Annotated in this window: 12 protein-coding genes; 11 read left to right on the forward strand and 1 reads right to left on the reverse strand. The window is 25.6% G+C overall.

Going from position 1 to position 13,455, the window contains the following annotated elements:
* Positions 1 to 82: 82 nt before the first annotated feature.
* Positions 83 to 1,864, reverse strand: a complete 1,782-nt coding sequence (locus ACEXNK_RS05980) for a peroxiredoxin (RefSeq protein ID WP_373601418.1) — start codon at positions 1,862 to 1,864, stop codon at positions 83 to 85.
* A 141-nt stretch (positions 1,865 to 2,005) separates the two neighbouring features.
* Between ACEXNK_RS05980 and ACEXNK_RS05985 the strand changes: the two genes are divergently transcribed.
* The 11 genes from ACEXNK_RS05985 to ACEXNK_RS06035 all read left to right on the forward strand — a co-directional run bounded on the left by ACEXNK_RS05985 (position 2,006) and on the right by ACEXNK_RS06035 (position 13,452).
* On the forward strand, positions 2,006 to 2,332 hold the full coding sequence (locus ACEXNK_RS05985; protein ID WP_373601419.1) for a hypothetical protein: 327 nt from the start codon (positions 2,006 to 2,008) through the stop codon (positions 2,330 to 2,332).
* Between the two features lie 68 nt (positions 2,333 to 2,400).
* Positions 2,401 to 3,189, forward strand: coding sequence for a protein phosphatase 2C domain-containing protein (locus tag ACEXNK_RS05990; protein ID WP_373601420.1), 789 nt, complete (start codon positions 2,401 to 2,403; stop codon positions 3,187 to 3,189).
* A 120-nt stretch (positions 3,190 to 3,309) separates the two neighbouring features.
* On the forward strand, positions 3,310 to 4,695 hold the full coding sequence (locus ACEXNK_RS05995) for a UbiD family decarboxylase (protein ID WP_373601421.1): 1,386 nt from the start codon (positions 3,310 to 3,312) through the stop codon (positions 4,693 to 4,695).
* A 111-nt stretch (positions 4,696 to 4,806) separates the two neighbouring features.
* Positions 4,807 to 6,372, forward strand: coding sequence for a VanW family protein (locus tag ACEXNK_RS06000; protein ID WP_373601568.1), 1,566 nt, complete (start codon positions 4,807 to 4,809; stop codon positions 6,370 to 6,372).
* Between the two features lie 126 nt (positions 6,373 to 6,498).
* Entirely contained in the window at positions 6,499 to 7,881 is a 1,383-nt protein-coding gene (locus ACEXNK_RS06005) for a tetratricopeptide repeat protein (protein WP_373599512.1), read from the forward strand.
* A gap of 274 nt (positions 7,882 to 8,155) precedes the next feature.
* Positions 8,156 to 9,124, forward strand: a complete 969-nt coding sequence (locus ACEXNK_RS06010) for a WG repeat-containing protein (protein ID WP_373599511.1) — start codon at positions 8,156 to 8,158, stop codon at positions 9,122 to 9,124.
* 124 nt (positions 9,125 to 9,248) lie between these two features.
* Positions 9,249 to 9,611, forward strand: a complete 363-nt coding sequence (locus tag ACEXNK_RS06015) for a CidA/LrgA family protein (RefSeq protein ID WP_373599510.1) — start codon at positions 9,249 to 9,251, stop codon at positions 9,609 to 9,611.
* Between the two features lie 4 nt (positions 9,612 to 9,615).
* Positions 9,616 to 10,308: an LrgB family protein gene (locus tag ACEXNK_RS06020; RefSeq protein ID WP_373599509.1), complete on the forward strand. Its 693-nt coding sequence runs from the start codon at positions 9,616 to 9,618 to the stop codon at positions 10,306 to 10,308.
* 37 nt (positions 10,309 to 10,345) lie between these two features.
* The gene (locus ACEXNK_RS06025) at positions 10,346 to 11,212 is read left to right on the forward strand and encodes a YitT family protein (RefSeq protein WP_373599508.1); all 867 of its coding nucleotides are present in this window, start codon (positions 10,346 to 10,348) and stop codon (positions 11,210 to 11,212) included.
* 333 nt (positions 11,213 to 11,545) lie between these two features.
* The gene (locus ACEXNK_RS06030; protein ID WP_373599507.1) at positions 11,546 to 12,355 is read left to right on the forward strand and encodes an MORN repeat-containing protein; all 810 of its coding nucleotides are present in this window, start codon (positions 11,546 to 11,548) and stop codon (positions 12,353 to 12,355) included.
* A gap of 131 nt (positions 12,356 to 12,486) precedes the next feature.
* Entirely contained in the window at positions 12,487 to 13,452 is a 966-nt protein-coding gene (locus ACEXNK_RS06035; RefSeq protein WP_373599506.1) for a CAP domain-containing protein, read from the forward strand.
* Positions 13,453 to 13,455 lie beyond the last annotated feature (3 nt).

Here is a 13,455-nt window from a genome sequence, read left to right on the forward strand (position 1 = left end):
ATAAAAAAGTAAATAGGAATTTAAATACAAATAAAAATTTTAAGAAAATTTAAAATAGTCTATCTAATAGATAGACTATTTTTTAGCTTAATATATTAGGGCCATAAGTTGATATTATTTCTTCTTTTAACTCATTGGGATCATTTATACCTAGGCTCATTGCTTTAGCTAGTATATTAGCTTTATCATAAGGAGCCATCCAAGAGAAAATACCTCCTAGACAGTTATCTATAACATACTGAGATTTTATATAAATAGATAGAATATCGTCATATGACATTGCAAACTCTCCATTTTTTTCTAAATATGAAGCTTGAGCCTCTTTATCGAACTTAAATGAGTATCCATTTTTATTTATATAATCTCTTCTAAGCTGATCATAAGATTTTGTTACACTAGAACCTAATCTACCATAAAAAGGAACTCCCAATAATATTTTTTCGGAAGGCATACCAGCCTCAACTAAATTTATAACCATTGAATCTACACTATATCCAGGAATGCTTAGGTCAGAATTATATAAATTTGCTTGATGCTTTTTACCACTTTCTCCAGTAGATCCAGCTGTAAAGTCATAACTCATCAAATTAAAATAATTTATTAAAGGCGCTATTTTATCAATTTCAGCACTTTTATTTATATAAGCTTTGTCTCCTGTTCCAGCTACACTTAACCACTTACTATTCCCAATTACATCTCTTATAGCTGTTAATAGTAATGTAAAGTTTTCTCTATCCTCAGGTCTAGATTTAATTCCAGCTGCACTATTTCCTGGATATTCCCAGTCTATATCAATTCCATCTAAGTTATATTGATTTATAAGTGAATTTACTTCTCTAGCAAATTTATATCTAGCAGATGGAGTTAATGCAGCATCTGAAAATCCATCTTGTCCCCAACCTCCAATAGCTGCAATAACCTTTAAATCAGGATTATCTTTTTTTAGAGCTAATAATTGACGTAAATATCTAGGTGTTGGAACAAATAATGTACCATCAGGTTTTATTTCTACAAATGCATAAATAACAAAATCAAGTAAAAATGCATCTACATTAGAAGGATCACCTAAAACATATTCTCCAACCAATCTTCTTAAATCAGGACATGCTGGATTTACAGGTATAGATTTAGATGGAGCATCAATTTGAGGTCTAGATTTAGCACCTTTTTTCTTAGAGTACACTGGTTCAATAATATTATTATTGTCAGAATTTGATTTATCAGGTACAAAACAAAGATACCAGTCTATACATTTTTTATTATTTGAACAACTAGTAATTCGCTCTTTAAGTTCTTTGTATGTCTTAGGAGGTGGAAGTATAACAGGCATACCTGGTAGCCAATTTGCAGGTGTTACAACATTTTGTTCATCTGAAGTTTGTAGAGCATCAATTATTCTTATTATCTCAGGTATGTTTCTTCCTGTAGTTAATGGATAATATAATATAGTTCTTAGTATTTGGTTTGGGTCTATTATAAAAACTGATCTAATAGTAGCTACATCACTCATAGGCTCTGAAATCATTCCATATAGTTGAGAAATCTCCATTTTTCTATCATCAATTATAGGAAATGGAATTTCAACACCAGTGTTTTTGTAAATATTATAGATCCATGCTAAATGAGAGCTATTGCTATCGACACTAAGTCCTAAAAGCTCTGTATTTCTTTTTTTAAAGTTAGGGTAGTATTTTGCAAAGCATAAAAACTCTGTAGTGCAAACAGGTGTAAAATCACCAGGATGTGAAAATAAAACAACCCATTTACCTTTATAGTCTGATAATTTTATAGGTCCATGTGTTGTGTTAGCACTAAAATTAGGTGCTTTAGAACCTAAGCTAGGAAGGCATGGCAAATAAATCACTCCTTTTAAAAATAGTCTTAATTTAATTTATTAATTAATATAGAGTAATGTTACTAATAAGAATTGCTATTTTAAGACAAATTTGGTATATTTATTATATTAGAATACATGTATGATTTATTGATAATAGGGGGCAAAAACATGAAAAAAAGCCAAAAAAATAAAAATGTGCCAAAGTTTGTTAAAGTAATTTCAGACATTTGGAAAATATTTGTTTTGTCATCTTTAATATCTTTAAGTGTTACTAGCATACTCTTGTTAATAAATTCATTTACAGGAGTGTTTATAGGATTTAGATATTATATTGTTTTGGCACTAGGAATGATTATGACACTGACACCATGTTGGGTTTTATGCGATTGTAAAAGAATATTTGGTAGAAGAATAATTAGCGCTAAAAAGCAAGTTAAGACTAATAAAAGACATCAAAGAAATAAAGATACAGTTAGAAGAAGAAAAATATCTTAGAGTACAGCACATGCTGTACTTTTTTTCATATAACTTAATATAATTAATATTAAGTCAGGAGGGGTTATATGAGATTTGATGTGTTTTATAGTAGTGTTACAGGATATAAAAATAAAATTAAGGGGAAGAATTCTCAAGACTATTTAAGAATTAAAAAAGTTGAAAATGGAGTTATATGTGCAATTGGAGATGGTCATGGAATAGATAGATGTAAATATAGTTATAAAGGATCGGAATTTGCATGTGATGCATGTATAGATATTTTAGAAAAACTATATAATGAAATAAAGTTTATAAATTATGAAAATTTAGATAATATAATGAACTATATAAAAAAAGAGGAAAAAATACAAAAACTTATTCAAGAGAGATGGAGAAGTTACGTATTAAGTCACTACAAGACTAAAATTCCAAATGTTTACAATGTAGACTATGTTCTTTATGGTACAACACTTATAGGAAGTTTGATTACTGATAAAATAAAAATTTATATACAAATAGGAGATGGAAATATAGTTGAATACACAAATAAGTTCAATTTAATAAAGTATGATAAAAATAGTAAAGTATATGGGGTATTAAACTCTATGTATTTAGATGATGCTTATAAATATATAGATTTAAAAATAAGTATTAATAATATAGACACTGTAGATTCAATAGTTATTTTTTCAGATGGTTTTACAAATAGTTTTAAAACATATGAGGAGTTAGATAGAAGTTTAAAATTATCTATAAAAGAATACAGAAAAAATGTATTTACAAGGTATAATTTAGAAAAAAAATATAAGCGATATTTAGAATATTTAACAGTGAATAAAAGCAAAGATGACATAAGCATAATATTTATTATATAAGTTGGAAGAAAAAATATTAAGCTTTTACTATATTACAAAATATGGTTAATAATTCTACTATATGTTATAATAAATCATAAAACATTTATATTACTGTTTGAGAAAGGTAAGAGAATGATTATGAAAGATTTTTTTGAAAAAATAGTAGAATTTATAGACAGGAATAATAAAATAATAATAAAATCATCATTAATAATATTGAGTATTATTTTGCTAGGTATATTTATTATATTTACCGCTGATAGTTTTAGCGTAAGTAGAGAGAGTAATAAGCTTGTAAGTTATATAGAAAAAAGAAATTATTCTCAGGCTATATCATACTACGATAAAGTAAAAGAAGAATTTTCGGAAACTAAGATGAATAGATTTAGCAAAAACTTATCAAAAAAGGTTAATAAAATAATTTTAAATTATGGAGATCGATATATAAAAGGAGAGATAGGTAAAGATTACTTTATTTCACTTATAAACATAGTTAATGAATTAGATACAGTTTATATAGATACAGACAGTATAATAGACCAAGCTAAAAGAGTGAATGAACTATACCTACAAGAAAAAATAAGTTATAAAACAGCAATGGGGTATATACAAGCTGTATCTACTCTTAAAATTTCAAAAAATGAAATTTATGTTTATGCTAAAAAAATTGAAGTCATTGAAGATTCTAGAAAAATTTATAAACTTGGAGTTACAGATCAAAGCAAAAAAATGTATAAAGAAGCAATTCAGAATTATGATAAGGTAATATCTGAGGATAAAAAGTATTATGATTTAGCACAAGATAAAAAAGAAGAATGTATAGAGCTTATGTATGACTACTATATAGATAAAGCTAAAATTGAAAATGAAAATGGAAACTATCAAGAGGCACTAGAATATATAGATTACTTAAAACAATATTATTTAGATGATGAAACTTTAGATGATTTATCGACTGAATTTGAAAAGAATTTAGAAATGTACAATATGACTAATGATGAAGTAATATCATTGATATCTAAAAAAAGTGGAATAGATAAACATGATATTAGAGCTAATATATTCCAACAAATGATAAATGGAAATAAATATTATTATGCAGAGGCTTTTGTTAAAAATGACAGAATAGATGAGTTTTTAATAGATCCAATGAATAAAAGAATATACTCATATTTAGATGAAAAAAAATCATATAATAATAATTATAGTGATGGACATTGGAGAGCGACCAAAGATGGTAACGTTGAATTTACTATAAGTAAAAGTACAGCTGAAAGTATTTTGGAGAAAAAACTAAATGAACTTGGAGACAATTACAAATATCTTGCTATAGAAGAAAAAGAAAAAGCACTAAGATATGTAGATGATACTAAGGTTGTAGAAAACTTTGTAGGCAAAAACAATGATATTTATTATTATGCAGTAGTTAATAGAGGATTTTTTAAATCTAAAGAAGTATATTTAATAAATCCATATACAAAACAAATATATAAAGTAGAAGATAATAGTGTAAATAAGATATAAAAGCGTGTGAAAACACGCTTTTATTTTTAAAATTTAATAATTTATATAAATATAATAAGAGTTATGATACTATTAAATTATATTTAGAAGTTAAGGAGATTTATAGTAATTATGGAGGATAAAAATAAAAAATTATATATTATAGTTAGTATTATTATCATTGCAATTGTAAGTATATCAATAGCTTTATTTATACAAAGTAAAAATAATAAAATAGTGAAAAATGTATATATAGAAAATATAAATGTTGGAGGAATGACTAGAGCTGAAGCTAGCAAAAAATTAAAGGAATCATTCAAAGAAAAAAATATAACTCTTAAGTTTGAAAATAAAAATTGGGATGTAGATTATAAAGATTTCAATTTTAATTACAATATAGAGAAAACTATAGATGATGTGTATGAAATTAATAAGGGTAATAATATAGCTAATAATATTATAGAAACAGCTAAAGCTATATTAGGAAATGATACTAAAGTAAATATAGAGATGAATTATGATAATAAGAAATTAGAATCAATAATAAATGATATTGCAAAGGATATAAATAAAAAATCAGAAAATGCAACTATAGATATAAATGGTGATGAAATTAATATAACTAGTGAAAAAATGGGAGCAAAAGTTAATGTGGCAGAAACTTTAAAAAACATAAAGTCTAGTTTAGAAAAGCATAATTTTATATGTGAAATAGTAACAACAAAAGATAAGCCAAATATAACAAAATTAAAATTAGAAAACATTAATACTATTTTAGGAAGTTATTCAACAAATTTTAATGGAGGCATATCTGGGAGAAATCAAAATATAAAGTTAGCAGCTCAAAGAACTAGTGATATATTACTAATGCCAGGAGAGTCATTTTCTTATAATACTTATACAAAAAAGAGAACACTAAGTAATGGATATAAAAATGCACCAGTTATTGTACAAGGGGTTGTTCAAGAAGGAATAGGTGGAGGGGTATGTCAAGTATCTACAACTCTATATAATGCTACATTATATGCAGGTTTAGAGTATATGGAACTTAGAAATCATTCAATTCCATCCTCATATGCGCCAAAAGGAAGAGATGCTACAGTAGCTGATGGAAGTATAGATTTTGTATTTAAAAATAATTTGAAATATCCAATATATATAAAAAATACTGTAAATGGAAACACGGTTACATGTCAGATTTATGGAAGTTCTAAAGATAAGAAAGATATTGAAATATTAACAAGTACTGATGAGGTTTCAGTTGCACCTATAAAAAAAGTTGATGACCCATCATTAGAAAATGGAAAAGAAAAAGTTTTAGAAAAAGGTAGAGATGGGTACATAGTATCAACTTATAGAATATATAAGGATAACAATGGGAATATAATAGAAAAGGAAAAGGTGTCTAAGTCGTATTATCCTAAAAAACAAGGTGTAGTAGCTGTGGGAACTAAGGAAGATACACCTAAACTCGAAGATAATAAAGAAGAATCTGTAATTCAGCCTGATATACAAGTACCTGAAGAAAAACCAGAAGTTAAACCTGTAGACCCAACTACACCACCTGTAATAGATCCAGAATCAAAGCCAGAACAAGAATTAACACCAGAACAAGAGAATAAACCAGAGGATCAAAATAATATTAAACAACCTCAGCAGACACAAAATAATCAAGTAGATACGACAAAAGGTGAATAAATTAAATAGTATTTAAGATTAAAAAAGTCTTACTCAAATATTTGGGTAAGACTTTTAGTAAATTATGTATAATTTTGACTAAATTAAATTAATGTGGTATTTTATTATATATAAATTATAAAGAGGGTGATTAACATATTAAAGTTAAATATACAAAGTGATATAAAAAATTTACATAAAAAAATATTAGATATGTCACTTATAAGCGAAGATAATAATGATACTACTTTTTTTAATATAGATGATGAAGAAATAAATGAAACATTAAAAGCTCTTAAAAAAACATATATAACATCTAATAGTAAAGATGAAACAATATTAAATTTAAAGCATAAAACAAAAAAACAAAATAAGGATATAAGAGCATTAAAGTTAGAGTCTTATAAAAAATATAATGAAGCTTTAAATATGATAAAAAGAAGCTTCATGACAAGTGCTACAGAAATGGTAGAAGAAGCTTTAGAATTAAATCCTAAGGATACGGATATATTAAATTTAAGAGGCTTGTTAAAACTTTTAAAATGTAATTTTGATGAAGCCTTTGAGAGTTTTTATAAAAGTTTATGCTATGATAATAATGAACTAGCTAGAAGGTATGTAGATTTATTAACATCAGATACTTTTAGTATATTTCTAAGCAGATACAACCATGCCATAAGATTTATAAATAATGACTTAAATCAAGAGAGTATACAAATACTTGAAAATATAATAAATGAAGAACCTGAATTGATAGAACCTTATTTACTACTTCATTTAATATATGAAAAACTAGGCGATAATGTAAAAGCTGATGAATATTTAAAAATGTTACAAAAAGTAGATAAAGATAATAGTATTTTTGAAAAAGAAAATACAGATGTGAAAAAAGAAGAGTCTGTTAAAGAAGATCCAAAGAAAAGTAATAAAAGTCATAAATCATTATATGCATTAATAGCTGTATTGGTTTTAATAATAGGTGGAATTTATTTTACTAATAAAAAGAAATTAGATGAGTTAACAAATCAAGTTAGTGAGAAAAATGAGAAACTTGATCAAGCTAGTGAAAAATTAGATAAAACAAAAGATGAATTAGAAAAAGCAAAAACAGAAAATAAAGACAAAGAAGAAAGTAAAACTGAAGTTATTGTAGGCGATGAAGAAGATTTATATTTTAAAGCAATGGATTTAAAAAAAGAAGGTAATAATGAAGAGGCTATAAAATATTTAAAACTAGTAGTTGAGAATGGAAAAACTAAAAAATATATATCAGAAGCTATATATCAATTAGCATTAATAAATGAAGATGAAGGTAATAATGAAGAAGCTATAAAATATTATAGAAAGTATGTAAATACTTATAAACCTTCAGATAATTATTTTGATGATAGCTATTACAATATGGGTATGTTATATTATAAAGATGGAGAATTAGAAAAAGCACAAGAGACATTTTATAGTCTAAGAGCGGAAGATCCAGATAGTATGTATAACAACTCAGAAGTGCAATCTATATTAAAAGAGAGATAAAAGAGTGGGTTTATATAAGAGCGTATTAACGCTCTTTTTTTTTATGCTTAAGACTGTTATTAACGAATATTTGCGGATAATTTATGAAGTATATATATATCAATAGATTGTATTTGAGCATAAAAATTTTGAATAAAGTACAAAGTTGTTGGCGACATTAGAGAAGCAAATTCCTATTATTTAGAATAAAATTTAAAAATTAGTATAGGAAATACAAATTAATAATATTAATTATTAGTAGAGTAGTTAATAATTTATGAAAAGGAGGTTAAATATGAAAAAAGATAAATTATTTCTTCCTATACTAAGAGATGGAAAATATGGATTTCTTGATATTAACAATAATATAGTTATAAAGCCTAAATTTAAATATGTATCGGATAGGTTTAGAGACGGATATTGTATTGTAACATATATAAAGCGTATTAGAAAATCTGTAAAATGGGTTTTTGGATATCTAGATGAATATGGATATAACAATATATATTTACATTTAGATAGTGCATCAGATTTTAATGAAGGAATGTCTAAAATTAAAATCAATGGTAAATATGGTTTTTTAGATAAAAATTTAAACTATGTGATAGAAACTAAGTACGAATCAGCAGCTAATTTTAATGAAGGTTTAGCTGGAATCAAAATCAATAAAAGGTGGGGCTATATAAATAAGTACGGAGAAATAGTTATAAAACCTATGTATAGCTATGTTAATGCATTTAATGAAGGTTTAGCTTTAGTTGAGTATAAGAATAAGTATGGATATATAAATAGATGTGGAGAATTCGCTATAAATCCAGAATATGATATAGCAACTGATTTTTCAGAAGGTATAGCAGGTATACGTTTAAATGACAAATGGGGTTATATAAATAAAAAAGGAGAAAAAATAATAGATTATAAGTTTGATAGGGCGAAATCATTTAGTGATGGGTTAGCACCTGTATGTATAAATGATAAATGGGGTTACATAAATATTTATGGAGAAATAGTTATTGAACCAATATTTGACTATGCATGTGAATTTTGCGACGGATTAGCTAGATTTAATATAGGGTCTAATTCACTAACTAGAGGGATGTGTATCCCTAAAGGTGGATTATGGGGATTTTTAAATAAAGATGGAAAAATAAAAATATTACCAACATTAAAATCAGTTTCAGATTTTGAAAATGGATATGCACAGATAATTGAAGGAGATAACAATAACTATATAGATAAAAATGGTGATATTTTAATAAATTAAGCTGAAAATGTAGAAATATTAGGTTTGAAAAAAGAAAGATATAATAGTAATATATAGAGAGAAGTTTTAGGGAGTAGTAATCTCCCTTTAATTTTGCAAAAAAATAAACTAGGAGATAGAGTAAATGAAATTATTAAGACAGCTGGCCTTAATACTTATTATATGGGCCGTGGGAGAATACATTAGTTCATTTTTAAGTAATATAATTATTATACCTGGAAGTATAATTGGAATGATTTTATTATTTATATTACTAAAAATTAAAGTTATAAAAGTTGAATCTATAGAGGAACTTAGCAACTTCTTTTTAGACAATATGGCTATATTTTTTGTTCCAGCAGGGGTATCGCTTATAAATTCATTAGATTTAATTGGTTCAAATGTAATAGTTTTAGCTGCCACTATACTAATAAGTACTACATTAGTAATGATTGTTACAGCTTTAGTTGTTGAAAAAATGATAGAAATGAAAAGTAAGAGAGGTTAATTTTATGTATGATGTATTAAAGACACCTATATTTGGAATAGTAGCTACAATTATATTTTTTAATATAGGAGCATATATCCAAAAGAAAACAAAAATGGCTATATTCAATCCATTATTAATAGCTATTTTGGGAATAATAGCTTTTTTAAAGGTAAGTAATATTTCTTATGATAGTTATAAACTAGGAGGAGATACAATAAATTTCTTTTTAGCACCAGTAACTATTGTACTAGCAGTACCTCTGTACAAACAATATGACTTATTAAAAAAGCATTTTTATGAAATAATGATAGGAATAACTACTGGGGTGGTAGTTTCATTTGTTAGTATAGTAATTATAAGTAAGTTAACTAAATCAGATATTTTAATAATGAACTCATTATTAGGAAAATCAATTACAACTCCTATGGGAATATCACTAACATCTACATTAGGAGGAATAGAATCAGTTACAATAGTAGCTATAATTTTAACTGGAATAATAGGAGGAATAATAGCTACACCTATATTTAAAATAATCAATACAAAACATCCAGTATCAAAAGGAATAGCGTTAGGAACAGCATCACATGCATTAGGAACAACAAAGGCTTTGGAATTAGGAGAAGTTGAAGGTGCAATGAGTGGATTAGCTATAGGTATCTCTGGTACAATAACTGTAATTTTAATTCCGATATTAATTAATTTTATAAAATAAAGATATAAATATAAAAAGGTTTGAAGGGAGAAAAATGATGAGTGAAGTAAAGAATACTTTAGAGGAAAATATAGTACTGAGGTATTTATTTATAGTAGTGGGAATAACTATATCATCAATAGGAATTAATGGTTTTTTGAAACCAGCACATTTATTAGGTGGTGGAGTAGCGGGACTATCAGTTGCGCTAAACTATCTTACTAACGTAAATATAGGGGTATTGTCATTTCTTATAAATGTACCTATATTTATATTAGGTTTTATATATTTAGAAAAAGAGTTTTGTATAACTAGTTTAATAAATATGATTTTATTTTCTACTATTTTAGGATTGACTCAAAACATAGGAAACTATATTGGGGTTAATGACTTATTATTACAAACAGTATATGGAGGGATACTAGGAGGAATAGGACTTGGTATGGTATTTAAGGCTAAGTCTTCTCTAGGAGGTACAGATATAATTGCAGCTATTCTTAAATTTAAGAAAAATATACCGATGAAAGATACTGGTCTTTTTATGAACTTTTTAGTAGTTTGTATAGGGGCTACGCTTTTTGGATTAGAATTAGGATTATATACATTAATAGGAATGTTTTTAAATGTATATGCTATGAATATAGTTAAAGACGCAATGAATTCTCAAAAATCAGTTATGTTAATATCTAATAAAAGTGAAGAAATATCAAAATGTATAATGAAAGATCTTATAAGAGGAGTAACGCTATTAGAAGCAGAAGGTGCATATACACATGAAAAGAAAAAAATAATATATTGTATAGTTGCTTCAAATGAAATACCAAGGATAAAAGAGATAGCTTTAAGACATGATAAAAAAGCTTTTATATCAGTTAATGATGTAAATGAAGTTAAAGGAAGAGGATTTAAAGAAAAATATTTATAAATTATGAATAAAATATTAAATAATAGATAAAATACATTATGTGATATAGAATATATCACATAACAATATCTAGAATTGTTAATATAAACGGGTAAATATAGTATACATATACGTATAAGCTGTGCTCGTACTTTATTTAGAGCGGAATTGAAATATTAAATCGGAACTTAATTAAAATAATAAAGCATGCTAAAATTAGCATGCTTTATTATTTTAATTATGATATATAAAAATAGGAAATTTAGATGAAAGTATGGAAAAAATGTAGAAGTTTAATATATAATAGAATTAAAAATATAAGAGTAATAAGTGAAAGTAGTGGGGTAGTTATAAATGAACACAGAAAAAAAAGATAAAGACTTAATAGAAACGTACAAAAAAACTATACATAGTATAGAAAAAGAAGTTAAACGTATAAATTTTTTAAATATATTTATATCTAAAAAATCATCGCATGAGGAAGAAGTATCAATAAATAATGAAAATTGCCCGAAAACTGATAAACAAGAAATTGAATTAGATAAAAAAAAATCTGGAAGAATTCATACATTTAATAATGGAGATACCTATATAGGTAAAATTGTAGATGGTAAAATGGAAGGTAGAGGTACATATATATTTTTAAATGAAGATGGGACAAAATTAGAATATATAGGTAATTTTAAAAATGATATGAAAGAAGGCCCTGGAAAGTGCGAACTTCCTAATGGATGTATATATACAGGTGAATGGAAGCATGATTTAATGGACGGGATAGGAAAGATGACTTATGCAAGTAATGATGATTATTTAGGAAATTGGAAAAATGGTAAAAAAGAAGGTCATGGAGTTTATACATGGAAAGATAAAGGTATGTATATTGGTGAATTTAAAAATGGTAAGATGGATGGAATAGGAACATGTTATGATAATGATGGATTAATTATGTATGAAGGTGAATTCAAGAATAACTTACCTCATGGTCAAGGAAGTTACACATGGCCAGATAATAAAAAGTATGTAGGTGAATTTAGGCACGGAAAAAAACATGGACATGGAACTTTCTATATAAATGGTGAAATATGTTATCAAGGAAACTGGAAGTTTGATAAGCCAAGTATTTTCAATAAAAGTTTAGATGAAATAATATCTAGTATAAAATAGACTGTATCTAATATAGGTATAGTCTATTTTATTTATATAAAAATCAATATTATGTATGAAAGAATATAAATATTAATAAATGTATATAATTTAAAAAGCTATAAAACAATTTAAATAAAGGTGTGATAGTTTTGAAAAAAATAATATACATATTAATATTTATAGTTTTAATTACAATATATGTAAATATAGATGGAAACTATGATTATATAAATAATAAAGCAATAAAAGAAACATCTGTTATAGGGGGAGAAGATATAAAAAAATATTACAATATAAAAATTGGAGATAGTGAAAGTAGTGTAATAAATAAAATTGGATTACCAGATAGAAAAGATTTAAGTGAATATGGATTTACATGGTATGTGTATAATAGATTTGAAAAAAATTTTATCATGGTAGGAATTGATAATAACAAAGTTGTAGGATTATATAGTAATTCTTTAGATTCTGAAGAAACTGAAGGAATAAGACTTAATGATAAACAAGAATTAGTTAGACAAAATTATAAAGCAATAGAATATAAGAAAAAAGGAAATACTAAATTTATGATAGAATCTGATAATCAATTTGATATAATTTTAAAAAATAATAAATATATAACTATATTTTATGATTTACATAAAGGGAATAAAGTAATTTCTTATCAAGTAATAGATAAAAATATAGAAGATAGCACTAAAGATATATATCCTACGTATAGCGATGAATTAAAGGAAAGCTTTGAGTTACAAATAATAGATCTTACTAATAGTGTTAGAGAAAAAAACAACCTAAATAGATTGAATTTTAGTAGTAAGGCTAAGATTAGCTCTATAAAACATAGTGAAGATATGCGAAATAAAAATTATTTTGACCATGTAAATAAAAATAATGAATCACCATTTGATAGGATGAAAAAAGAAAAAATAAAATATAGTTTAGCTGGAGAAAATATAGCGGCAGGTCAAGTTAGTGCTATTTATGCCCATGAAGCTTGGATGAATTCATTAGGGCATAGAAAAAATATTTTAGGGGATTATGAAAATATAGGAGTTGGAGTAAGTTTTGGAGGACACTATAAAATATATTATACTCAAAATTTCTATAGTGAATAAACT

The organism is Paraclostridium bifermentans (assembly GCF_964259345.1).
Lineage (GTDB): Bacteria > Bacillota > Clostridia > Peptostreptococcales > Peptostreptococcaceae > Paraclostridium > Paraclostridium bifermentans_B.

Excerpts from the sequence above, each read along its gene's own strand:
- ACEXNK_RS05985 (WP_373601419.1), top strand. The coding sequence starts at position 2,006 with ATGAAAAAAAGCCAAAAAAATAAAAATGTGCCAAAGTTTGTTAAAGTA.
- ACEXNK_RS05990 (WP_373601420.1), top strand. The coding sequence starts at position 2,401 with ATGAGATTTGATGTGTTTTATAGTAGTGTTACAGGATATAAAAATAAA.
- ACEXNK_RS05995 (WP_373601421.1), top strand. The coding sequence starts at position 3,310 with ATGAAAGATTTTTTTGAAAAAATAGTAGAATTTATAGACAGGAATAAT.
- ACEXNK_RS06000 (WP_373601568.1), top strand. The coding sequence starts at position 4,807 with ATGGAGGATAAAAATAAAAAATTATATATTATAGTTAGTATTATTATC.
- ACEXNK_RS06010 (WP_373599511.1), top strand. The coding sequence starts at position 8,156 with ATGAAAAAAGATAAATTATTTCTTCCTATACTAAGAGATGGAAAATAT.
- ACEXNK_RS06015 (WP_373599510.1), top strand. The coding sequence starts at position 9,249 with ATGAAATTATTAAGACAGCTGGCCTTAATACTTATTATATGGGCCGTG.
- ACEXNK_RS06020 (WP_373599509.1), top strand. The coding sequence starts at position 9,616 with ATGTATGATGTATTAAAGACACCTATATTTGGAATAGTAGCTACAATT.
- ACEXNK_RS06025 (WP_373599508.1), top strand. The coding sequence starts at position 10,346 with ATGAGTGAAGTAAAGAATACTTTAGAGGAAAATATAGTACTGAGGTAT.
- ACEXNK_RS06030 (WP_373599507.1), top strand. The coding sequence starts at position 11,546 with ATGAACACAGAAAAAAAAGATAAAGACTTAATAGAAACGTACAAAAAA.